Annotated in this window: 20 protein-coding genes and 1 riboswitch; of the genes, 11 read left to right on the forward strand and 9 right to left on the reverse strand. The window is 65.7% G+C overall.

Translation table 11 applies throughout. From position 1 onward, the window contains the following. Positions 1 to 221 precede the first annotated feature (221 nt). Entirely contained in the window at positions 222 to 950 is a 729-nt protein-coding gene (locus tag AC3WL2_RS24360; RefSeq protein WP_102684991.1) for a DUF899 domain-containing protein, read from the forward strand. Positions 951 to 963: 13 nt separating this feature from the next. Here the strand turns inward: AC3WL2_RS24360 and AC3WL2_RS24365 are convergent, their stop codons facing one another. Then, on the reverse strand, positions 964 to 1,845 hold the full coding sequence (locus AC3WL2_RS24365; RefSeq protein WP_023631572.1) for a LysR substrate-binding domain-containing protein: 882 nt from the start codon (positions 1,843 to 1,845) through the stop codon (positions 964 to 966). A gap of 157 nt (positions 1,846 to 2,002) precedes the next feature. Here AC3WL2_RS24365 and AC3WL2_RS24370 point away from each other — a divergent pair, with 157 nt between their 5' ends. After that, on the forward strand, positions 2,003 to 2,665 hold the full coding sequence (locus tag AC3WL2_RS24370; RefSeq protein WP_102684992.1) for an ankyrin repeat domain-containing protein: 663 nt from the start codon (positions 2,003 to 2,005) through the stop codon (positions 2,663 to 2,665). An 8-nt stretch (positions 2,666 to 2,673) separates the two neighbouring features. Here the strand turns inward: AC3WL2_RS24370 and pobA are convergent, their stop codons facing one another. Further along, complete coding sequence (gene pobA, locus AC3WL2_RS24375; RefSeq protein WP_102684993.1) at positions 2,674 to 3,861, reverse strand: 4-hydroxybenzoate 3-monooxygenase; 1,188 nt, start codon at positions 3,859 to 3,861, stop codon at positions 2,674 to 2,676. A gap of 171 nt (positions 3,862 to 4,032) precedes the next feature. Between pobA and AC3WL2_RS24380 the strand changes: the two genes are divergently transcribed. The 3 genes from AC3WL2_RS24380 to AC3WL2_RS24390 all read left to right on the forward strand — a co-directional run bounded on the left by AC3WL2_RS24380 (position 4,033) and on the right by AC3WL2_RS24390 (position 6,310). Beyond that, a complete protein-coding gene (locus tag AC3WL2_RS24380; RefSeq protein ID WP_102684994.1) occupies positions 4,033 to 4,905 on the forward strand; it encodes a helix-turn-helix domain-containing protein in 873 nt (290 codons plus the stop codon). An 83-nt stretch (positions 4,906 to 4,988) separates the two neighbouring features. Then, positions 4,989 to 5,390, forward strand: coding sequence for a MerR family transcriptional regulator (locus AC3WL2_RS24385; RefSeq protein WP_023631568.1), 402 nt, complete (start codon positions 4,989 to 4,991; stop codon positions 5,388 to 5,390). A gap of 20 nt (positions 5,391 to 5,410) precedes the next feature. After that, on the forward strand, positions 5,411 to 6,310 hold the full coding sequence (locus AC3WL2_RS24390) for a hydroxymethylglutaryl-CoA lyase (RefSeq protein WP_102684995.1): 900 nt from the start codon (positions 5,411 to 5,413) through the stop codon (positions 6,308 to 6,310). A gap of 538 nt (positions 6,311 to 6,848) precedes the next feature. Here AC3WL2_RS24390 and AC3WL2_RS24395 read toward each other — a convergent pair. Together AC3WL2_RS24395 and AC3WL2_RS24400 are read right to left on the reverse strand one after the other, a co-directional pair. After that, entirely contained in the window at positions 6,849 to 7,379 is a 531-nt protein-coding gene (locus tag AC3WL2_RS24395; RefSeq protein WP_102684996.1) for an MgtC/SapB family protein, read from the reverse strand. A gap of 32 nt (positions 7,380 to 7,411) precedes the next feature. Further along, on the reverse strand, positions 7,412 to 10,288 hold the full coding sequence (locus AC3WL2_RS24400) for an HD domain-containing phosphohydrolase (RefSeq protein ID WP_102684997.1): 2,877 nt from the start codon (positions 10,286 to 10,288) through the stop codon (positions 7,412 to 7,414). Between the two features lie 569 nt (positions 10,289 to 10,857). Between AC3WL2_RS24400 and AC3WL2_RS24405 the strand changes: the two genes are divergently transcribed. Further along, complete coding sequence (locus AC3WL2_RS24405) at positions 10,858 to 12,216, forward strand: 8-oxoguanine deaminase (protein ID WP_102684998.1); 1,359 nt, start codon at positions 10,858 to 10,860, stop codon at positions 12,214 to 12,216. 43 nt (positions 12,217 to 12,259) lie between these two features. Here the strand turns inward: AC3WL2_RS24405 and AC3WL2_RS24410 are convergent, their stop codons facing one another. Genes AC3WL2_RS24410 through AC3WL2_RS24420 form a run of 3 tightly spaced genes read right to left on the reverse strand, consistent with a single transcriptional unit; the run spans position 12,260 to position 14,230 of the window. Then, positions 12,260 to 13,183, reverse strand: coding sequence for an ABC transporter substrate-binding protein (locus AC3WL2_RS24410; protein WP_102684999.1), 924 nt, complete (start codon positions 13,181 to 13,183; stop codon positions 12,260 to 12,262). Then, on the reverse strand, positions 13,176 to 13,904 hold the full coding sequence (locus tag AC3WL2_RS24415) for a (2Fe-2S) ferredoxin domain-containing protein (RefSeq protein ID WP_219730443.1): 729 nt from the start codon (positions 13,902 to 13,904) through the stop codon (positions 13,176 to 13,178). The genes AC3WL2_RS24410 and AC3WL2_RS24415 overlap by 8 nt, the downstream gene beginning before the upstream one ends. An 11-nt stretch (positions 13,905 to 13,915) precedes the next feature. Continuing rightward, complete coding sequence (locus AC3WL2_RS24420; protein ID WP_146022614.1) at positions 13,916 to 14,230, reverse strand: hypothetical protein; 315 nt, start codon at positions 14,228 to 14,230, stop codon at positions 13,916 to 13,918. 90 nt (positions 14,231 to 14,320) lie between these two features. After that, a riboswitch (cobalamin riboswitch) is annotated at positions 14,321 to 14,698 on the reverse strand. Between the two features lie 142 nt (positions 14,699 to 14,840). Here AC3WL2_RS24420 and AC3WL2_RS24425 point away from each other — a divergent pair. From AC3WL2_RS24425 to AC3WL2_RS24435, 3 genes are all read left to right on the forward strand, one after another. Continuing rightward, positions 14,841 to 15,230 (forward strand): DUF2946 family protein, encoded by a 390-nt coding sequence (locus AC3WL2_RS24425; RefSeq protein WP_102685002.1) that lies wholly within the window; start codon positions 14,841 to 14,843, stop codon positions 15,228 to 15,230. A 71-nt stretch (positions 15,231 to 15,301) separates the two neighbouring features. Continuing rightward, positions 15,302 to 17,452, forward strand: a complete 2,151-nt coding sequence (locus AC3WL2_RS24430) for a TonB-dependent receptor (protein ID WP_102685003.1) — start codon at positions 15,302 to 15,304, stop codon at positions 17,450 to 17,452. A 5-nt stretch (positions 17,453 to 17,457) separates the two neighbouring features. Further along, positions 17,458 to 18,912, forward strand: a complete 1,455-nt coding sequence (locus AC3WL2_RS24435) for a PepSY domain-containing protein (protein WP_256582691.1) — start codon at positions 17,458 to 17,460, stop codon at positions 18,910 to 18,912. A gap of 53 nt (positions 18,913 to 18,965) precedes the next feature. Here AC3WL2_RS24435 and ykgO read toward each other — a convergent pair whose 3' ends face one another. Further along, positions 18,966 to 19,112, reverse strand: a complete 147-nt coding sequence (gene ykgO, locus AC3WL2_RS24440; protein ID WP_023632134.1) for a type B 50S ribosomal protein L36 — start codon at positions 19,110 to 19,112, stop codon at positions 18,966 to 18,968. Positions 19,113 to 19,245: 133 nt separating this feature from the next. Between ykgO and AC3WL2_RS24445 the strand changes: the two genes are divergently transcribed. Together AC3WL2_RS24445 and alkB are read left to right on the forward strand one after the other, a co-directional pair. After that, positions 19,246 to 21,336 carry a TonB-dependent siderophore receptor gene (locus tag AC3WL2_RS24445; protein WP_102685005.1) on the forward strand — a complete coding sequence of 697 codons (2,091 nt, stop codon included), beginning with the start codon at positions 19,246 to 19,248 and terminating at the stop codon, positions 21,334 to 21,336. Positions 21,337 to 21,417: 81 nt separating this feature from the next. Continuing rightward, positions 21,418 to 22,068: a DNA oxidative demethylase AlkB gene (gene alkB / locus AC3WL2_RS24450; protein ID WP_102685006.1), complete on the forward strand. Its 651-nt coding sequence runs from the start codon at positions 21,418 to 21,420 to the stop codon at positions 22,066 to 22,068. On the opposite strand, the gene AC3WL2_RS24455 is transcribed toward alkB, so the two are convergent. After that, positions 22,065 to 23,027, reverse strand: a complete 963-nt coding sequence (locus tag AC3WL2_RS24455) for a LysR family transcriptional regulator (RefSeq protein ID WP_102685007.1) — start codon at positions 23,025 to 23,027, stop codon at positions 22,065 to 22,067. The genes alkB and AC3WL2_RS24455 overlap by 4 nt on opposite strands. Positions 23,028 to 23,044 lie beyond the last annotated feature (17 nt).

The following is a 23,044-nucleotide window of genomic DNA, read 5'->3' on the forward strand; positions in this document are numbered from 1 at the left end:
ATCCATGCCCGTCACCTCCCTCCGCAAGACCTCCGTTCGGCCTCCTGAAGTCGCAATTTGTGTCGCCTGAACTATCGCGCGCTTAGAAGCAAAAGCAGAGCAAGAGCAAGAGCTAAAGCAAACAGTGGATGAACCATTCGTCGATAACGGATAAAAACCTGTCGAATTACCCAAAGGCCACCCGACTACGGGATGAACCCCCAAAGCGTGGAGTCACGCCCATGAGCCATCCCACTCCCAAACACACCGTGGCAACCCGCAGCCAATGGCTCGCCGCCCGCCACCAGCTCTGGCTGCACGAGAAAGCCTTCACCCATCAACGCGACGAGCTCGCCGCCGCCCGCCGCGCCCTGCCCTGGGTAGCGGTGGAGCAGGACTACCGTTTCCAGGGCCCGGACGGCGAGCTAAGCCTGGGCGAGCTGTTCGCCGGACGCAGCCAGTTGCTGGTCTATCACTTCATGTTCGCCGACGGCTGGCACGAAGGCTGCCCGGGCTGCTCGTTCCTGGCCGACCACTTCGACGGCGCCAACCTGCACCTGGCCCACCACGATGTTTCCCTGGTGGCGGTTTCGCGGGCGCCCTTTGCCGAGTTCCAGGCGTTCCGCCGGCGCATGGGCTGGCACTTCCCATGGTTCTCCTCGCACGGCAGCCGCTTCAACCAGGATTTCGGCGTCACAGTCGCCACCGATGGCAGCGCCCAGTACAACTACGAACCCTACACCGGCGACGAAACGGAGCTGCCCGGGCTCAGCGCGTTCTACCGCGATAGCGACGGCAGCCTGTACCACACCTATTCCACCTATGCCCGCGGGCTGGACATCCTGGTCAACGCGTACAACTTCCTCGACCTGGCGCCACTTGGGCGCAACGAGGACGGGACGATGGACTGGGTGCGCCATCATGATCGCTATGAAAGTGCCAGTGACAAGCCGCATTGCTGTAAGGAGTGAGTTTCCGGCGGGATCAGATCGCCTGCACCGCCAGCAACTCCGTCAACACCTCGGCCAGTGCCTTGACCATCACATCCGCCGTGGGCCGGTGCACGATGACGATTTCGTAGCTGTCCACCTCCGGCAGCCCCTGCTCGATGCCCAGCACCCGGTGCTCGAGCAGCGCCGCCCGCGGCGGCAGCAGGCTGATGCCCATGCCATCGGCCACCGCCGCCTGGATACCGCTGAGGCTCGAGCTGGTGAAACTGATGCGCCAGCGCCGGCCCATGCCTTCGATCGCGCTGATCATGTCATCGCGGTACAGCCCGCGCGGCGGAAAGGTCACCAAGGGAATCGGGTCGAGATCGAAGGACGGCATGCGCGCGCTGTCGATCCATTGCAGGCGCTCCGGCCAGCAGGCCACACCCTCGCGGCTGTTGCGCCGCTGCTTGAGCAGCACCAGGTCGAGCTCGCCGTTGTCATAGGCCTGGCTGAGATCGCGGCACAGCCCGCTGGTGACTTCCAGCTTGACCTGGGGATGCTGCCGGCTGAACGCGGACAACGCATTGGTGGTGCGCCCGCCGACGAAATCCTCCGGCACGCCCAGGCGCACGGTTACCCCGACCATGGCCCCGGCTAACGCCTCGAGCATCTGGTCGTTGAGGGCCAGCATGTGCCGGGCATAACCGAGCAGGGTCTGCCCGGCATCGGTGGGCAGCACATCGCGGTTGCCACGCACCAGCAGGCGGTGGCCGACCATGTCCTCGAGGCGGCGGACCTTCTGGCTGATGGTCGACTGCGTGGAATGCAGGCGCGCCGCGGCGGTGGTGAAACTGCCGCAGTCAGCCACCACAACAATGGCGCGCAACAGGTCGAGGTCGAACAAGGCCCTATTTGGTTTTACGCTGGCAGACATCTTGATATTCGACTTCTGAATGACAAGCCTGACTTCTACCACGGGCACCGATACCCGGCAACATGCGCAAATACACTGGGTTCCATCCAGATTATTCACTTCTGCTACAAACACAGGCCCACTAGCATGGACCCTCGTCCTATCAGGAGCCGCCCCCATGCGCCTGCCGCTCACCGCCTTGCTGCTGACCCTGTTCACCAGCCTTGCCAGCCACGCCGAGACCCCCGCCATGAACACAGCGTTGCTCGATGCCGCCCGCCGCGGCGATGCCCCTGCCGTGCGCCAACTGCTCGACCGGGGCGCGCAGGCCGATACCCGCAACGACCAGGGCCAGACCGCGTTGCTGGTGGCCACCCACGCCAATGAAGTGGAAGCCGCCAAGGTACTGATCGAGGCCGGCGCCGACGTCAACGCCAAGGACAACATCAGCGACAGCCCCTACCTGTACGCGGGCGCACGGGGGCTGGACGACATCCTGCGCCTGACCCTGGCCCATGGCGCCGACCTGAAGAGCACCAACCGCTACGGTGGTACCGCGCTGATCCCGGCCGCCGAACGCGGGCATGTGAGCACCGTGCAGTTGCTGATCGCGGCCGGTGTCGATGTGAACCACCTCAACCGCCTGCACTGGACCGCGCTTCTCGAGGCGGTGATCCTCGGCGATGGCGGCCCGCGGCATGTGGAAATCGTGCGCCAGTTGCTGGCGGCCGGGGCGGACCCGCTCATTGCCGACAAGGACGGCGTGACCGCGCTGGAGCATGCGCGCCAACGCGGTTATCGCGAGATGGTCGCCTTGCTGGAAAGCCCCAGGCGCCGCTGACGCGCCGGTTATTCCACAGCCTCGAACGGCAGCCCCACATAGTTCTCGGCGATATTCGCCAGCCCCGCCGCCGACCCCAGGTAGTACTCGCGATCGGCCGCCTGCATCTTACGGTCCCAATCATCCTGGTGTTCGCCGAAGTCATGCAGCAGTTGGGTCATGAACCAACTGAAGCGCTCGCCCTTCCATACCCGCCGCAACGCCATGGGCGAATACTGCGCCAGCAGGTCGGTGCGCCCCTCGCGGTAGACCTTGACCAGGATCCGGTACAGGTAGTTGACGTCCGAGGCCGCAAGGTTCAGGCCCTTGGCGCCGGTGGGCGGCACGATGTGGGCGGCGTCGCCGACCAGGAACAGACGGCCATGCTGCATCGGCTCGACCACCAGGCTGCGCAGCGGCGCGATGCTTTTCTCCAGCGCAGGCCCGGTCACCAGTTGCTCGGCCACCGCCTGTGGCAGCCGCGCCTTGAGCTCGGTCCAGAAGCGTTCATCGGACCAGTCCTCCACTCGCTCTTGCAGTGGCACCTGCAGGTAGTAGCGGCTGCGCGTCTGCGAGCGCTGGCTGCACAGCACGAAACCGCGTTCGTGATGGGCGTAGATCAGCTCATGGTTGACCGGCGGGGTATCGGCCAGCAGTCCCAGCCAGCCGAACGGATAGACCCGCTCGTACACCTTCAGCACGCTGGCCGGGATGCTCTGCCTGGCCACGCCATGGAAGCCATCGCAGCCGGCGATGTAATCGCACTCCACCCGGTGCTGGCGACCGTCCTTGTCGAACGTCAGGTAAGGCCGCGGCCCCTCGATGTCATGGGGCTGGACATTGTTGGCCGCATAGATGATCGGCGCCCCACTCTGCTCGCGAGCCTGCATCAGGTCGCGGGTGACCTCGGTCTGGCCGTAGACCATCACCGTCTTGCCACCGGTCAGTGCCTTGAGGTCCAGACGCTGGCGATGGCCACCGACCAGCAACTCGACCCCTTCATGAACCAACCCTTCTCGATCCATGCGCTGGGCCACGCCGGCTTCGCGCAGCAACTCGACCGTGCCCTGTTCGAGCACGCCGGCACGGATGCGCCCCAGCACGTAGTCCGGGGTCTGGCGCTCGACGATCAGCGTATCGATGCCGGCGTTGTGCAGCAGCTGGCCGAGCAGCAGGCCGGACGGGCCGGCGCCGATGATTGCAACCTGAGTCTTCATTGTTGTTGTCTCGCGATGACGATGCCGGCTTTGCACTGGCAATGGCCGCGCATCTGCTGTTAGGGTTTGCACCTGTATTTTTACTGCTGAAAAATGTGCAGAACGTGCGAAATCCTTTTTGAAAACTGCACTTTCCTGAAATTCGTTCGATTAACGGACAGGTCCCACCCCATGCACAGCCCCCTTCCCGGCATCCCGTTGTTCCAGCTGTATGGCGAGCACCGTGCCTGGCCGGATACCGACCTGCTGCACTGCGAGTCGATCCCGGCACGCAGCCGTCTGCACCACTGGGAGATCAAGCCGCACCGGCACGCAGAACTGTTCCAGCTGCTCTATGTGCAGCGCGGCGAGGCGCAGGTGGTGATCGAGGGCGAACGCCGGGTGATTCGCGAGGCGGCGATCCAGGTGGTACCGCCGCTGACTGTCCATGGTTTTCGCTTCAGTGCCGATATCCAGGGGCATGTGCTGACGTTCGGCACGGCCTTGGTGGTCGATCTGGAAAAGCGCCTCGGCGCCCCCCTGAGCGTGCTGGCGGCGGCGCGGTGCTACCCGCTGGGCAAGGACCGCGTGCGCCTGCACGGCCTGATCGACACGCTGCAGCAGGAGTACCAGGGCTGCGCCCCGGCCCGCGGCCCCATGCTGCAGGCACTGGTCACCGCGCTGATGGTGTGGATCAACCGTCAGCAAGCCGCCTTGCCAGCGCGCAGCCAGGACGAACGGGACCAGCAGTTGCTCGGCCGTTACCTGCGCCTGGTCGAGGCGCATTACCGCGAGCACCTTGCCGTGGACGATTTCGCCGCGCGCCTGGGCATCACCAGCCTGCTGTTGAACCAGCTGTGCCGGGCGCTGGCCGGGCAATCGGCGTTGCAGGTGATCCACCAGCGCCTGCTGCTCGAAGCACGGCGCAATCTTGCCTACACGCGCATGAGCATCGGCCAGTTGTCCGACAGCCTGGGGTTCAGCGACCCGACCTACTTTGCGCGCTTCTTCAAACGGCTCGACGGGCAGACGCCCAAGGCCTACCGCAAGTCCGTGAATGCCTGAACGGGCCGGCGAGCGCAGCCCTTGCTTGACGTATACGTCAACCTGGCATTAGGTTACTCGCATTCCCTCCCCCGAGCGCAAGCATGAGCAGCCAGACCTACAGCATCTCCGACCTGTCCCGCGAACTGGACATCACCACCCGCGCCATCCGCTTCTATGAGGAGCAGGGTCTGCTCAGCCCTGAACGACGCGGCCTGGAACGCATCTACTCGGCCCGTGACAAGGTCACGCTCAAACTGATCCTGCGCGGCAAGCGCATCGGTTTCTCGCTGGCCGAATGCCGTGAACTGATAGAACTCTACGACCCCTCCGGCGGCAACCAGAAACAGCTCACCAGCATGCTGGCGAAGATCGCCGAACGCCGCGCCCAGCTCGAACAGCAGATGCTCGACATCCAGCAGATGCACCTGGAGCTGGACACCGCCCAGGAGCGTTGCGAGCAGGCCCTGGCCGCCACCCTGAACCCGCCGCACACCCACCGTTGATCCGCCACAGGAAGCCCGCCATGTCATTGCCCAAGAATGTCCGCCTGGTCGAAGTCGGCCCGCGCGACGGCCTGCAGAACGAAGCCCAGCCCATCAGCGTCGCCGACAAGGTGCGCCTGGTGGACGACCTCACCGACGCCGGGCTCGCCTACATAGAAGTGGGCAGCTTCGTCTCGCCCAAATGGGTCCCGCAGATGGCCGGCTCCGGCGAAGTGTTCGCCGGTATCCGTCAGCGCGAGGGCGTCACCTATGCGGCGCTGGCACCCAACCTGCGCGGTTTCGAGGATGCCCTGGCCGCCGGGGTGAAGGAAGTGGCGGTGTTCGCGGCGGCGTCCGAAGCGTTCTCCCAGCGCAACATCAATTGCTCGATCAGTGACAGCCTCAAGCGTTTCGAGCCGATCATGGAGACCGCCCGCAGCCAGGGTGTGCGGGTGCGCGGTTATGTCTCCTGCGTGCTCGGCTGCCCCTACGAGGGACGCATCAGCGCCGAGCAGGTGGCACCAGTGGCCAAGGCCCTGCACGACATGGGCTGCTATGAAGTATCGCTGGGCGACACCATCGGCACCGGCACCGCCGGTGACACCCGCCGCCTGTTCGAGGTGGTCTCGGCCCAGGTGCCCCGCGCGCAGCTGGCCGGGCACTTCCACGACACCTATGGCCAGGCGCTGGCCAACGTCTATGCCAGCCTGCTCGAGGGCATCAGCGTGTTCGACAGCTCGGTGGCCGGCCTGGGCGGCTGCCCCTACGCTAAGGGCGCCACCGGTAACGTCGCCAGCGAGGATGTGGTGTACCTGCTGCAAGGGCTGGGCATCGAAACCGGGATTGACCTGGACCGGCTGATCGCCGCGGGCCTGCGTATCAGCGAAGTGCTCGGGCGCGCCACCGGTTCGCGGGTGGCGAAGGCCCGCGGCGTTCGCTGAGTCACACGGTTGTCACACAGGTGTGGGTGGAGTGTTACCGCCTACACGCTGTGCAGAAGAAAATCGGGTAACAGGGAAACAATTCGACAAATTTTCACGTGCCAATCCACTTTGCAAAATCACCAAACCATTGATTTTAAAGGGTTTGCAAAAGTTGGCACGCCACCTGCTATATCTTTTGGCATAACAAGAACAAAAAACGCGATACCCAATAAAAACAACAGTAAACGGCTCTGACATAACAAGAACAACACGGCAGAGGCGTAGCAAGCAGATTTTTTTGGAGTCGACGTGCATTCCAGGGGTTCCGGCCCCGCAACCTGGCAAGAACAATAAAACTACCTCCGAGGTAGCGGCAGTCAAGGTTGGATCACGTTGGATGAACGCAGGTCAGCGCTCAAAAAAATACGTTTGCTCTTGGCCCCGGTTGGGGGCCCCGCAGTGCAGAGACGACAGCCGACAAAAACAACAACAGGCCAGTCTCCAATAATAAGAAAAGAGCAGGCAACAACGCTTATGAGGGGAGCTTCGGCTCCCCTCAGTGCTTCCTGCCCTCCTCCTCCTCGCGCTTGTCCTCATGCTCACCTTCGACCTTGTCCACCAGCAACGGCATGCTTGCCAGCACCAACAGCGCCAGCACTGTGCTGATCAGTGCCGTGGCCTCGCGCCCCATCCCTGCAGCCGTGCCGATGGCGGCGGTCATCCATAGCCCGGCGGCGGTGGTCAGGCCCTTGACGTGACTGGTGTCGCGGCCGTTGCCCTTGAGAATCGTGCCCGCGCCGAGAAAGCCGATACCGGCGACGATGCCCTGGATCACCCGGCTCAACGCCTGCTCGTCCGCCCCGGCCATGCTCGGCGCCAGGACGAACAAGGCCGCGCCCATGGACACCAGCATGTGCGTGCGCACGCCGGCCGACTTGCCCTTGCTCTCGCGCTCGAAGCCCAGCACCGCCCCCAGCAAGGCCGCCATCAGCAGGCGGATGAGGATCCGCGAGACCTCGCGCTCGTCGGCAACATCGGCGAATTCGGTGTGCAACGTCGCCAAAAAGGCTTGCCAGAATGCTTCCATCGGATGTCTCCAGTGATCCCGCCGAACAGGTCTCAAGGAGTGTAGGTGGATTGCTCAGGCGCGAAACCCTGCAACTGCTCCAGCCAGTACGCCACGTCCAGTTCGTCGATCTGCTCGGGGCGCAGGAAGCGCTCGGCATATTGCCGGTACACCCCGCTACTCAGGAACAAGCGCAGCAACTGCCCGTCGACATGCTTGTCCCGCGCCATGAACACCAGGATCTTCACCGACTCGGACAGGGTCTTCGGCGCCTTGTAGGGCCGGTCCGCCGCGGTCAGTGCCTCAAAGATGTCGGCAATCGCCATCACCCGCTCGGGGATGCTCAGCGCCTCCTGGCCAAGCCTGCGCGGGTAGCCGCTGCCGTCCAGCTTCTCGTGATGGTTGCCGGCGATTGACGGCACGCGCCTGAGCTGGCGCGGGAACGGCAGCGCGCTGAGCATGATGATGGTCTGCACGATGTGCTCGTTGATCTTGAAGCGCTCTTCGTCGTTGAGCGTGCCGCGGCGGATCGACAGGTTGTACAGCTCGCCGTGGTTGCTGGCATGGGCCGGCAGGCGCATGTCGAAACCCCAGTGGTTGCGCGGGTCGTCCTTGGCCACCGGCGGCGTGCGAGCGCCCCAGGGCACCCGGTGCTCATCGCGGTCGGCAAGCAGTGGCTCGTCCACGGGCAAGGTTGCCGCCGAGGTGTCGGTGAACCGCGCTGCCTCGTCGCGGGAGATGCCCAGGCGGTTGTCGAAGTGCCGCCGCCAGCGGCGCTGGCCGATAGTGCGCAGGCGCTCGATGTCGGCCTCCTGCATGAACTCGCCACCGATGTTGGCGTTGGCGACGAAGGCGAAGTCCTCCTGCAAGGTTGCCCGGCATGCCTCCAGCGTGCGCCGCAGCGCCGCTTCATCATCGCCGTTGGTCACGCCTTGCCAGTAGGCGACCTCGGCATCGCGCCAGAGCACCTCGAAGCGCATGCGCACCTCGTGGATGCGGTTGTACAAGGTCTCGAGCTTGGTCGCCTTGTCCACCACGTATTCGGGGCTGGTGATCTTGCCGCAGTCGTGCAGCCAGGCGGCCACGCGGAATTCGTAGCGCTCGGCCTCGCTCATGCTGAAGTCGGCATAGGGGCCGCTGTCAGCCTGCACGGCCTGGTCCAGGAGCATCTGCGCCAGTTGCGGCACCCGTTCGCAATGGCCGCCGGTATAGGGGCTCTTGGCGTCGATGGCGTCGGCCAGCAACTTGATCATGGCGTCCAGCAGGCGTTGCTGGGCCTCGACCAGCTGACGGGTCTCGATGGCCACGGCGGCTGCACCGGACAGTTCCTCGACAAAGCGCTGGAACGGTTGGCCCACGGCCGCGTTCGCATCGGCGAGTTGCAGCACCAGGATGCCGAGCAGCGCCTGGCCGCGGTCATTGAGCACCACCGCCAGGCTGCGCCCTTGCCATGCGAGGGCTTGGGTCACCGCGCTGGCCAGGTCCTGCCGCTCGCCTTCAGGTAGCGTCAGTTCCTCGGGGTAGTCATGGCCGCGACTGGCGGCGGCCAGGCGCAACCGGCTGTTGTCGTCGTACAGATACACCGCACCGGCACTGACGCCCGCTGCCGCCACCAGGTGATTGAGCACGCCGTCGAGCATGCTTTCGAGTTGGGTCTCGCGGCTCAACGTAAGGGTGATCGCCTGAAAGTTGCGGATGGTGCCGGACATACGGCTCAGCACCCGGCTCAGCTCACGCACTTCGCAGACCCGCGAGACAACGCCCACCTCACGGCTGAAATCGAAACTGGCCAGGCCCTGTACCTGCTCGGTCAGCCGGCGCAACGGACGGCCGATGCGTCGGCCCAGCAGCCCGCCAAGCAACAACAACACAGCTGCCACGGCTACGGCCCAGAGCAATTGCTCGAACAGCACCTTGCGCGCCCCGGCCAGCAGTTCGTGGGCCGGCACGGCGATCAGCACCTGCAGGTCCTGCCCGGCCATGGAGGTAAGCGGCACGCGCATGCCGTACCAGGTCTGCCCCTCGACCTGGTACGGCTGCGGGCTCGCGCCCTGGGGCATGTCGGCGTAGATATGCGCAAGGCTGCCGATGCCCAGCTCGCCGATGCGCGACAGGCGCACGCTCTCACCCTCTCGCACGACCACCCGTTGCAGGTCCGGGTAGGCCACTACGTTGCCCTGATCGTCGACCACGGCGATCTCGGTGCCGGCGGTGATGCGCAGGTCGCGGCTCTCGCTGGCCAGGTCATTGACCGAGACATCCATGCCGATCACCGCCGTGCCCTCGGCGCTGCGCTGGGCCATGGTCAGGCCGATCTCGCGGGTGGTAAAGAATACGTAGGGACGAGTGAGTACGGTCTCAGGCTGCGCGCTGGCTTCGATGAACCAGGGCCGTTGGCGTGGATCGTATTGGTAGTCGGGCTTGCTCTGGCGCTGCAACAGGGTCAGTACCGAGTCATAGAAGCGCCACTCGCCCTGCATCGCGCCATCGGCGCCCTGGGTGACGGTCTGCACCAGGAACGCCGTGTCCGCCGGTGCCGCGAAGCGCTGCAACAGCTGCGGGTCGCGTAAGCGGCGGACCAGCAGGAATTCACCATTGGGGTAACCGACGTAGGCGGCGCTGAGCATGCGGTTGGCACGCAGGCTCTCGACCAGTTGCGGCAATTGCTCGAGGCGCTCGACCAACGTACCCGACGCTGGGCTGAAGGCCAGCAGGCGAATGCTGCTCTGCACCGGGTCGACCAGGCGCCGGGCGCGCTCGTCGATAGTCCGGCCGACCTGCTGGGCGGCATCGCCGGCGGCGGCCACCAGGGCCTGGCGCACGCCCAGGTAGCCTTGCCAGGCCAGGGCCGCGCCCAGTGCCAGCATGCCCAGCATGATCGCCAATGCCACCAGCCACTGCAGGGAAATGCTCCGGCCACGGTTGTTCATGGCCGTCTACTTCGAGCAGACACCCGTCCAGCCATCTGCCTCATCAACGCGCAGCCCATCCCAGGTACTCCCGTGTGGCGATTTCCACAGTGTAATCAGCCCATGCGAACGTGCCGGCCCGAGATATCCGCTGGCCGCGAGACAGCCAGATAGTGGCATGATGCCACGCAAGACTGCATGCACTTTTCCGGAGCGATTGCAGGGCGCGGTTAGATGAAACAATCCATCGTATACAAAACAAGCGAATTCTGTTTACACTGCCTCGCGCCTACGACAACGGTCATCGCCGTTGCGTATTGCGACAGGCTCAAGCCATGCGACATCCACTACCGCCCGCCTTCACCGGGCATCCTTCCCGAATGCCGCTTGCCGCATTCGCCTTGTCACCGTCTGCCCACCTGCCCGATGCGCCCGCCATGGCGCAGCCTTCGCACGTGCGCGGTGAACCGTTCGCCCCTGTCATCGACGCCCGGCCACGCCGCGGCGCCTGACGGCCCTGGTGCGCCCGGCCCATGCACCAGGCGCCTCTCTACAATCAGAAAACACATCCCCAACGGGAGGGGACACACATGCCCAAGACCCTACTGGTCAAGAACGCCGAACTGCTGGTGACCATGGACGGCGAACGCCGTGAAATCAAACGCGGTGGCCTGTACATCGAAGACAACGTGATCCGCCAGGTCGGCCCCAGCGAAACGCTGCCGCAAAACGCCGACGTGATCCTCGACATGACCGGCAAGGTGGTCATCCCGGGCCTGGTCAACACCCACCACCACATGTACCAGAGCCTTACCCGCGTGGTGCCGGCGGCCCAGGACGGCGAGCTGTTCAACTGGCTGACCAACCTTTATCCGATCTGGGCGCGGCTGACCCCGGAGATGATCGCGGTCTCGACCCAGACGGCCATGGCCGAGCTGATCCTCTCGGGCTGCACCACCTCCAGCGACCACCTGTACATCTACCCCAATGGCTGCAAGCTCGACGACAGCATCCACGCCGCCGAGGAAATCGGCATGCGCTTCCACGCCGCTCGCGGCAGCATGAGCGTCGGCCGCAGCCAGGGTGGCCTGCCGCCGGACTCGGTGGTGGAAAAGGAAAGCGACATCCTCAAGGAATCCCAGCGCCTGATCGAGGACTACCACGACGCCAGCCATGGCTCGATGCGGCGCGTGGTGGTGGCGCCCTGCTCGCCGTTCTCGGTGAGCCGCGACCTGATGCGCGAAGCGGCGGTCCTGGCCCGCGAGTACGGCGTGTCGCTGCACACCCACCTGGCCGAGAACGTCAACGACATCGCCTACAGCCGCGAGAAGTTCGGCATGACTCCGGCCGAATACGCCGAGGACCTGGGCTGGGTCGGCCACGATGTGTGGCATGCCCACTGCGTGCAGCTCGACCAGCACGGCATCGAGCTGTTCGCCCGCACCGGCACCGGGGTCGCCCACTGCCCGTGCTCGAACATGCGCCTGGCCTCAGGCATAGCGCCGATCCGCAAGATGCGCGACCACGGCGTGCCGGTGGGGCTGGGGGTCGATGGTTCGGCATCCAACGACGGCGCCAGCATGATCGGCGAGGTACGCCAGGCCTTGCTGCTGCAACGGGTCGGCTTTGGCCCGGATGCGATGACCGCCCGCGAAGCGCTGGAAATTGCCACCCTGGGCGGCGCCAAGGTACTCAACCGTGACGATATCGGAGCCCTGGCACCGGGCATGGTCGCCGACTTCGTCGCCTTCGACCTTGGCCATGTGGCCTATGCCGGCGCCCTCCACGACCCGCTGGCGGCGCTGGTGTTCTGCACCCCGACCCATGTTGACACCAGCGTGATCAACGGGCGCGTGGTGGTTCAGGACGGGCGCATCGCCACCGTTGACTTGCCGCGGGTATTGGAGCGTCACAACCAGCTGGCGCGGCAGCTGGTCAGCGGCGAGTAACACAGCCGCTTCCGCGCCAAGCTTTGCGATCAGTTCGGGCCTGCTATGGAACAGCCATTTCCCTGAGCCGCCGCGCCAGTTCCAGGGCCACCTGCCCGCTGGCCGGCGTGGGCATCAGCTGGGTGAACGGGATATCGATCATGCGGTTCTCGCGCACCGCCCGCAGGCTCGAAAGCACCGGGTCGCGGGTCAGCAACTGACGCTTGCGGCTGGCCGGCGACCACAGGGCGTCGGCCAGCAGGATCACGTCGGGGTCGCTGCTCAGCAATGCCTCACGGTTGATCGTCACGCGGTACTGGTCGATCCCGGCAAGCACATTGCGCGCCCCGGCGGCGGCCAGCAACGGCGTGACGAACCCACGTCCGCCCTCGCTGTCCAGCCCCCGCACCTCGCTGTCGAGGTAGAACACCGACAGTGGCTTGCCGCTGGGTGCGATCGCCCTGGCCTGCGCCAGGTCGGTCTCCATCGCCTCGATCAATGCCTGCGCCCTCGCCTGTCTGCCCAACAGCTCGCCAAGCACAGTCAGGTCTCGCCGGACATGGCCGTAGTAGTCCAGCGAGTGGCCGTTACAGGCCGACTCGAGCAGGTAGGTGGCAATCCCGTTGCCGGCCAATCTGCTGCGCGAGGTGATCCCATCGCCAAAGGCCGTGGCGAATCCGCCGACCACCAGATCCGGCCTTTGCGCGTACAACACTTCGCTGGCCGGATACTCCCGGGCAATCACTGGCACACCTTGGTAGCGGCCCTGCTTGTAGGCGGCGCCGTTGTCGTCCAGGTAGGCCACCCCGACCATCGACGGACCCGCGCCGAGGGCGAGCAGCAGGTCGGCCGCGTGCTGGTTGAGGGCGAGGATACGCGCAGGCGCCGCAGCGGGCCGTTGCCAGTCCTGCCCGCAGTTGCGATAGCTGCCGGCCAGGGCAGGTGTGCCACAGCACAAGGCCAGGGACAGTAGCCAGGCTTTACGCATCGCACGCCCTTCCCTTGATCAACAGTCCTTCGGCGATCCTTCCTCCCTGCAGATGCGTTTCCACCAATTCCTCCACCTCCCGATCATCACGTACCCGATACCAGCAGCCGTCCGGATGCACCGTCAACACGGGCCCCAGGTTGCAGGGAAACTGGCAACCGGTGCGGGTCAGCAGCACGCCGCCCGGGGTCTCGATCAGGGCAAGCTCCAGCAGCAGCCGGCGCAGGCATTTCCATAGCGGCAAGGCGCCGCGCCGCACGCAGCGGGGGCCGGTGCAGAGGAACACCTGGCGGGCATGCTCGGGCACCCGCGACCAGTCCGGGTCGCTGGCCACCGCGTTGACCTGGTCGCACGCCAGGTGGCGGGCATGTTCGCCGATGCTGGCACAGGCCGCTCGCGCATCCAGGCCGCGCCGCCCAAGGGCCTGGGCCGTGACCCAGACGCCGGCCCGACCTTGCGCCACGCGCCCCAGCTCATCGCGCAGCCAGTCCAGGTAGGCGCTGTCCGAGGTGGGTTCCAGGTCCACCACCAGCAGGCGTTCCACGCCCTGGTCGAGGGCCTCGCGGATCACCGCCCAGAGCCCGTCGAACCCCTCCAGGGTGTCGACGATATCCCGGCCCGCCTCGTGGCCACGCAGGTCACGAATCTCGGCGCCAAAAGCTTCCGCCGCCGAGCCGCCACCCAGGCCGGGGCCGACGAACAACACGCGCTGGTAGTCCATGCTCACGCCCCTCAGAAGGTGTAGGTGTAGCGCAGTTCGCTGGTGAACGGCCGCCCGAGATTGTCAACGTTACTCGCCCGACTGGTGACATAGTCGCGGTCGAACAGGTTCTCCACCAGCAGGCTCAGCCGGTGCTGGCGGGCGCCGTCCAGGTAGCGGTAGACATCGGCGGCGACCGTGGTCGACTCCACCGACGGCGCGGCGACGATCTGCTGGTCGAGGATCAGGGGGGTGTTTTCGGCCAGTGCCAGGGGGCTGACCAGGCAGCCCAGGAACAAGGTCCGGGCCTTGGGGAAACGACGTCGGGAGTGAATCACAGCAATCATGCTCTTCTCGAAAGTGACTTTCGCAGAAGCACGCAGGAGCACGGATCGCGCACACGCCAATACCGGCCCATGCCCGCCCACCGCAGGAGTTTGCCTACAACATTCCAGGCCGGTCTCCGGGCTCGCAAGACAAGGGTTTGTACGGAAAGTCGCCGAGCGGCGATCAGGCAAGGCGAAAACAGGCGAGGAACGGTCGGAGTCGCGCTCGACTTTACGGGTTGTAAATGAGCATTCCGACCGGGCTGGCGCACCAGCCTGTTTTCAACGCAGCATGATCGTCGCGCAGGCACTTTCCGTGCAAAGCCTAGATGTCTTCACCTTCCCATGACGCGCGGGCCACAGTGGTCTGTCGAAGGCATCACTTGCATACCGTTGCGGGGGCAGCACCGGACTGGCGCGAAGCGCGTACCGGTTTCCCGTTTCACCCCGTGCGCGGCGGCATGGGGCACCTGAAATCGATCGGCATCTGAACACCTGGGCCCAATGGGCGTCAAGCGAGGCGGGTGAATCGTTTCGAATGTTTTTTATCGGCTGTTCACTCTAGGCAGATGTGTCAAAAGTTGTAGAATCCGCACGCCTAACCCATTCCCATTCCCTTCGAGCTTTGCCGATGAAGCTGGCCCGCCACACACGATCGCAAGTCGCCTGGGTGCTGTATTTCAGCATCCTGTTCGGCTCGTTGCTGTGCGCCATGGGCCATGGACAGATGGCAGGCTTGCGCCTGGCCGGCCTGGATGACGCCGCCTGGTGCGCGGCCGACAGCAGCGGCGTGTTCAAGGGCGATCAGGACGTCACCGACCCGGTGCTGCCCGCCGGCGGCGACTGCGTGATCGCCAGCCTGTTCAGCGCCACCCTGCTGGCGGTGTTCTTCGGCCTGCTGGCCCTGCTCGCCGGGGAGTCGAGCAAACCCTTACCCAGACAACCCGCGCCGACCCTGCCCAAGCAGCGCTGGCCCCTGGTCAATCCCCGCGCCTCTCCCGCTTCGCTTCTCGCGTTCTGACATCGCCACGCCCGAGTGCTGCCTGATCGGCAGCGGGCGTGCGCTCATTGATTTCAGCCAGGAAGCCTTGCATGTTCCGCATGACCACTCTGGCGCTGCTCGTTGGCAGCGCAACCTGCGCCTGGGCGCAGGACGACACCCTCACCCTGCCCGCCAGCAACGTCACGGCCACCGCCGCCCCCAAAGAAGCCACCACCCTGGACCTCGACCGGCCTATCGCAAGCGGCTCGCGGCTCAACCTCAGCGCCCGCGAAAACCCGGCCTCGGTCAGCGTCGCCGACCGCAAGACCATGGAACGCATCGGCGCGCGTAACTTCCAGGACGCCGCCAACGCCCTGCCCGGGGTCAACGCCTCGGCACCGCCCGGCTGGGGCGGCTACGTGTCGTACCGTGGTTTCAACGGTGCCCAGGTCAGCCAGTTGTTCAATGGCATCAACCTGCAGTACGGCGCCGCCGGGCGCCCGGTCGGGGCATGGATCTACGACCGTGTCGAACTGCTCGGCGGGCCGTCGTCGTTCCTCAACGGCAGCGGCGCCGTGGGCGGCAGCCTGAACATGATCACCAAACTGGCCAACCGCGACGAGGACACCTTCGAGGGCCGCGTCAGCTACGGGCGCTACGACACGATGGAAACCTCGGTCGGCTTCAACAAGGCGCTCAACAGCGGTGACGGCCCACGCCACTACGCGCGGCTCGACTACAGCCGCACCAGCACCAATGGCTATATCGACCGCCAGGAGAACGGGGCAGGCAACCTGGCCTTCTCGCTGCTCAGCGACATCAACGACCAGCTGTCGCACACCCTGGCCATCGAGTACCTCGAAGAGAAGGAAGACAGCCCCTACTGGGGCGCGCCGGTGCTGCAACCGGCCAGCGGCACCCTGCACATCGACAAGCACCACCGTTTCGACAACTACAACGTCGAGGACGGCCGCTACGAGCAGCGCACGCGCTGGCTGCGCTCGATCACCGACTACCGCATCGACGACAGCAACCAGTTGCGCAACACCTTCTACCACTACAACGGCCAGCGCGATTACCGCAACCTCGAGGTGTACCGCTACAATCCTGGCAACACCGCCATCGCCCGCTCCGGCGGCTACCGCCAGCGCCACGACCAGGAGGTCAACGGTAACCGCGTCGAGCTGACCCACCAGGGCCAGCTGTTCGGCCTGGCCAGCGACTGGGCGTTCGGCGTGGACTACAACCGCAACCAGCAGACCGCCTACCCGTTGTCCAAGGGCGCGTTCGACAGCATCGATCCCAACGGTTTCCAGCCCGGCCACTTCCTCGACATTCCTGGCATGGACGCGCCACGCGCCAAGGGGCGCAGCACCACCACCGACACCACTGCGAGCTTCGTCGAGAACCGTACCCGCCTGACCGACCAGCTGTCGCTGGTCACCGCGTTGCGCTACGACCATATCGACTTCGACGTGGTCGACCACGTGACCCGGGCCAAGCTGAATCGGCGCTGGGATGCCTTCACCGGGCGCCTGGGGCTGGTCTACGACCTGACCTCCAATATCAGCCTGTACACCCAGTACAGCACCTCGGCCGAACCGCCAGGGGGCTCGCTCACCGGCGCGTCGATCAGCCAGGTCGGCGACTTCGACCTGAGCACCGGCAGGCAGGTGGAAGTGGGCAGCAAGTTCGACTTCCTCGACGGGCGTGGCTCGGCCACTGCGGCGGCCTACCGCATCGTGCGCAAGAACATCTCGGTGCCCTCCTCGACCGTGCCCAACACCACCGAGCAGGCCGGCCAGCAGACCTCCACCGGCATCGAGCTGGCGGCGTCGTTCAAGGTCACGCCCAAACTGCTGGCGGCAGGCAACTTCAGCTGGGTCAACGCCGAATACGACGAGTTCAACGAGACCATCGGCGGCGTGGTGTACTCGCGCAAGGGCAAGAATCCGGTGAACATTCCGGACCGGGTGGCCAACCTCTGGCTGACCTACGACCTGGCGCCGGGCTGGCAGGTCGGCGCCGACGCCCGCTACGTCTCGGCGGTCTACGCCAACACCGCCAACACCCAGTGGGTGCCTTCGTACACCGTCTACGGACTGTCGATGACCCACGACCTGGACCAGCACGTGCAACTCAGCGCCCGCCTGCGCAACCTCACCGACGAGGTCTACGCCCGCTTCATTCACCAGACCAACACCCAGTACTACCTGGGTGAGCCGCGCAGCCTGGAAGTCGCTGTGCAGTGGCGCTACTGATGGGCCTGAAACGCCAGCTGTACCTGTGGCATCGCTGGCTGGGCATCGTCGCCTGCCTGTTCATGGCGCTGTGGTTCGTCTCCGGAGTGGTCATGCTGTATATCGGCTACCCCAAGCTGACCACGGCCGAGCGCCTGGCCCACCTGCCGGCCTTGCCGGCGGGATGCTGCGCCGAGTTGCCGGCGCAATGGGCTGAGCAGCCGTTGAAGGCGTTGCGCCTGACCAGCCTGGGCGGGCAACCGTACTATTTGCTGGAGCTGGCGGACGGTCGCCGCGTCACCCTCGATGCAGCCAACGGCGAGCCCCTGGCCAACGCCGACGCGGCCTGGGCCCTGGCCAATGCCCGGCAGTACGCCGGCAGCGCGGCATTGGCTTACCAAGGCACGCTGGACGAGGACATGTGGACCCACTCCCGGGCCCTGGACAGCGATCGCCCCTTGCACCGGGTGCAAGTGGACGATGCGGCCGGCACCTGGCTGTACCTGTCCGGACGCACCGGCGAGGTGGTGCGCGATGCGAGCGGCCGCGAGCGCGCCTGGAATTGGGTCGGTGCCTGGTTGCACTGGCTCTATCCGTTGCGTGGCGGCCTGGGCTTCGACAATGGCTGGCGCACCCTGGTGATCGGTCTTTCACTGCTCGGCACGCTGATGGCGCTCATGGGCATCGCGGTGGGCATCCTGCGCCTGCGCTTGCGCAAGCCTTACCGTAGCGGATCGTGCAGCCCCTACCCCGGCGGCTGGTTGCGCTGGCACCACATCGGCGGGCTGCTGTTCGGTGGGGTGCTGGTGTTGTGGGTGTTCAGCGGGTTGATGTCGATGCGCCCCTGGGGCGTGACCGACAGCCGCTCGCAGATCGCCTTGCAGCAAGCGCCGCTGCGCGCCGCCGACCTGCAGTTGCCGATTGCCACGGCCCTGGCCCGCTTGCGCGACGAAACAGGGTTCGATGCAGTGGAGCTGCAGTGGCAACGCCTAGCCGGCGTCACCTATGCAGTGGCCCGCAGCGCCGACGGCGACAGCCGCATCCTTGAAGCACACGCCCCGCCGGCGCGTACCTTCAGCCGGGAAAGGCTGCTGGCGGCCGCGCAAGCGATGGCTCCCGGGGTGTCGGTGGAGGATGACTGGCAGAGCACCTATGACTTCCACTACTTCGCCCGCGAGCCACAGAGCATGTACGGTTCCCAGGCGCGCCCACTGCCCGTGCTGCGCCTGCGCTTCGCCGACGCGGCGGGCACCAGGGCCTACCTGGACCCTGCCAGCGGCACGCTGGTGGCCAGCCACGACCGGGCGCAACGTGCCGGGCGCTGGTTGTTCAACCTGTTGCACAGTTGGGATTGGCAACCGCTGCTGGCGCGGCCGCTGTTGCGCGAAGGGTTGATCATCGGCCTGAGTAGCGGCGGCCTGGTGATAGCCCTCAGTGGTGTGGTACTGGGCTGGCGACGCCTGCGCAGGACTCTTCGGTAGCGTCATTGGGGCTGCCGTGCAGCCCCTTTCGCCTGACTGACAGCCATTGACGGCTACCCGCGCTTTTTCTTCACCCCGCCCTGCCTGGCCTTGAACCGGGGATTGGACTTGCAGATCACATAGATCCGGCCACGGCGCTTGACCACCTGGCAGTCACGATGACGGCGCTTGGCCTGCTTGAGTGAGGACAGTACTTGCATGAGAACCTCCAGATACGTAATAACATAACATTAACGTAAATCATTCTCATCGCGCAACTGCCCTGTCACAACTTCTTCTGGCGATGACTGGAGTGATAATGTAATGTTATTACATATTTAACGGAGATCCCCCTTGAACCCTCGCGCTCCCCTTCTGGCCGGCCTGACCCTGGGCCTGTTCGGTCAACCGCTCGCTGCGGCCCAACCCCTGATGCTGGACGAAACCTCGATCACCGACGCCTACCTCGAAGAGCGCGCCGATGGCCCGGTCCAGGGTTATCGGGCCACCCGCTCGGCCACCGCCACGCGCACCGACACCGATATTCGCGACACCCCGCAGAGCATCGAAGTGGTGCCGGCCCAGGTGCTCAAGGACCTCAACAGCACCCGTATCGACCGCGCCCTGGACTTTGCCGGCGGCGTGTCGCGGCAGAACAACTTCGGCGGCCTGACCTTTCTCAACTACAGCGTGCGCGGCTTCACCACGGGGGAGCTGTACAAGAACGGCTTTGCCGTCAACCGCGGCAGCTACAGCGCGCCCGACACCTCCAGCATCGAGCGCATCGAGGTGCTCAAGGGCCCGGCCGCGAGCCTCTATGGGCGGGGCGATCCCGGCGGGCTGGTCAACATCGTCAGCAAGCGCCCCCAGGCCGAGACATTCAGCACCGTGAACCTGAGCGCCGGCAGCTGGGACCGCTACCGCGGCACGCTGGACGCCAACGCGCCGCTGGACAGCCAAGGCAACCTGCTGGGCCGGGTCAACCTGGCGGTGGAGGACAACGGCAGCTTCCGCGATCACGTCAACAGCGAGCGACGGATCGTCAGCCCGTCGCTGAGCTGGCAACTGTCGCCCGACACCCGCCTGCTGCTGGACACCGAGTTTTCCCGCACCGAATCAGTGTTCGACCGCGGCATCCCGGCGGTCAATGGCCAGATGGGCTCGGTGCAGCGCTCGGCGTTCATGGGCGAGCCCAACGACGGCAAGATCCGCAACGACAACCAGACCGTCGACCTGGCCCTGGAGCACTTCCTCGACGACAACTGGAAACTGCGCCTGGCCAACCACTACACCCAGGGCACACTGAAGGGCAACAGCTCCGAGCCCCAGGCCCTGGTCGGCAACACGCTCACGCGCTTCTACCGCGAGCGCGACTTCGAGTGGAACGACAACATCACCCAAGCCGAGCTGCACGGCCAGTTCGAGCTGCTCGGCTGGCAGCACCAGAGCCTGATCGGCCTGGAATACGAGAACTACCGCAACAGCCAGAAGTACCCGCAGAGCGCGACCCTGGCCAGCTATGGCCTGGACATCCGCAACCCGGTGTACGGCAAGCCCAAGCCGGCCCTCACCCGCGCCAATGACTTCTTCGAACGCACCGAAAGCCATGCCCTCAACCTGCAGGACCAGATCGCCTTCAGCGAGCGTCTGCGCGGGCTGGTCGGGGTACGCCTGGAGCGCATCGAGCAGACCTCGCAGAACCGCAGCAGCGGTATCAGCAACAGCCAGGCCAAGGATGTCGCCACGCCCCGCGTCGGCCTGCTGTACCAGCTGACGCCGCAGGTCGGCGTGTTTGCCAACGCATCGACGTCGTTCAAGCCCAACACCATCGGCACCCAAGGGCAGGTGTACAAGCCCGAGAAAGGCCTCGGCTACGAGACCGGCCTGAAGCTCGACCTGTTCGACAGCCGCCTGGGCGCCACGGTGGCGCTGTTCCATATCGACAAGGAGAACGTCATTACCACCGATGCCCTGGGCGAGAGCATCGCGGCCGGCAAGGCGCGCAGCCAGGGCCTGGACCTGCAGTTCAGCGGCCAGCTCAGCGAGGCGGTGCGGGTGATCGGCGCCTATGCCTACATCGATGCCGAGGTCACCAAGGGCGATGCCAGCCTGCCAAAGGGCAGCGACCTGCTGGGCATTGCCCGTAACAGTGGCAGCGTGATGGGCGTGTATGAGTTCCAGAATGGCGCTCTGCGCGGTTCGGACCTGGGCGCGGCGTTCAACTATGTCGGCGAGCGCTCCGGTCAGGCCGGCAGCGCCTTCACCCTGCCCTCGTACAGCACGGTCGACCTGCTGGCGCACTACAAGGCCAGCGAGCAGGTCACTGTGGGTCTGAACCTCAACAACCTGTTCGATCGCAAGTACTACGAGCGCTCGTACAACAGTTCATGGGTGCTGCCGGGCGAGCCGCGCAATGTCAGTGTCAGCCTGACGCTCAGCCTCTGAGGCCGGCGCAGTGGCTCGCGATGCCCCACGCACCGGGGCATCGCGATACACTGTGCGGACACCACCCAAGCAGCCCCTGGCATGATCCAGTCCGATCTCGATCTGTTCGACGCACACCCCCAGCAGCTGGCCGCGCACACCACGCTGCTGCCAGGTTTCGCCCTGGCGGAGCTCGAGCCCCTGCTCGATGCCTTGCGCCCGGTGCTGCGCGCGGCGCCGTTTCGCCACATGCAGACCCCCGGCGGCCTGCGCATGGCCGTGGCGCTGAGCAATTGCGGCGCGCTGGGTTGGGTCAGCGACGCAAGCGGCTACCGTTACTCCGCCACCGACCCGGTCAGTGGCAAGCCCTGGCCTGCCCTGCCCCGGGTGCTGGTCGAGCTGGCCTCGCGCGCCGCCGCCCAGGCCGGGTTCGAGGGTTTCGTGGCGGATGCCTGCCTGATCAACCACTACCTGCCGGGTACCCGCCTGAGCCTGCATCAGGACCGCGACGAGCAGGACTACGCCCATCCGATCGTCTCGATCTCGCTGGGCCTGCCCGCAGTGTTCCTGTTCGGCGGGCTGCAGCGCTCGGACCGTACCCGGCGCATCCCGCTGAACCACGGCGACGTGCTGGTGTGGGGCGGCGAGGACCGCCTGCGCTTTCATGGCGTGCTGCCGATAAAGCCTGGCGTGCATCCGCGCATGGGCGAACGGCGGATCAATCTGACGCTGCGCAAGGCCGGCTGCCCCTAACGGCCGGCAAACCATTCCCGGCGTTCCTCGAACGCGGCGCGGATCGCCCCGACCATCACCTGCACCAACGGATCGGCTTCGGTACGCTCATCGACCGCCAGCCACACGCGCCGGCGCATCGGCTCGCGGAACAACCCCGGCAAGGCCAGCAGGCCACGATCCAGATGCGCCGCGTATTGCGGCAGCAAACCGACACTGGCGCTGCACTTGATCAGCTGGCAGTACATCTCGTAGTCCTGGATCTGCGTCACGCCGGCCGAGCGGGTGCTCAACAGCGTCTGCCAGGGCGTCAACGCCTGCACGCCGACCTCGCCTTGCCATTGCACCAGCATGTAGTCCTGCAGGTGCGCCAGGCTGGTCGGGCGGTTGGCCTCGCGGGCATAGCGCTTGGCGATATGCGGCAGGTATTCGAGGGTGGCCAGGGCTTCGGCGGTGGTGTCGGCAAAACAGCCGCTGCGGGCGCCCTGGTCAAGGTCGCCCAGCCATAACGCCACATCCGCGGCCTGCTCGGGTACCTGGCGGCCATCGAGCGTGGCCACCTCCAGGCGCATGCCGGCATGCTGGCGCACGAAGTTGATCAGGTTGCGGCCCAGCAGGTCCTGCAGCAGTGGTTCGGCCACGGCCAGGCGCACACTGGCGCTGGCTTCCCGCGGCGCTGGCACCACCGGTTCGCGGGCCTGGAGCACCTGCTGCAGGCGCTCGCCCTGCTGGCTGAGCACCGGGTTGTTGTTGCGGTTGACGAACAGGCTGTAGCCCAGGCGCGCCTCCAGCGCCGCCAGGCGCTTGCGCAGGGCCACAGGCTTCAGGTTGAGCCGCCGCGCCGCCTGCATGAAACAACCGCAGCGCGCGGTGACCAGAAAACAGTTCAGGGTCTGTTCGTCCAGGGCCAGCGGCACCTGGGGGCGAACGACGGGCACGCTGGTATCCGGGGCTCGCCCCCGGGACAGGTCGATAGGCATCCCTCGCCTCCTGCGGG

It is taken from the genome of Pseudomonas sp. FW305-96, assembly GCF_058783825.1.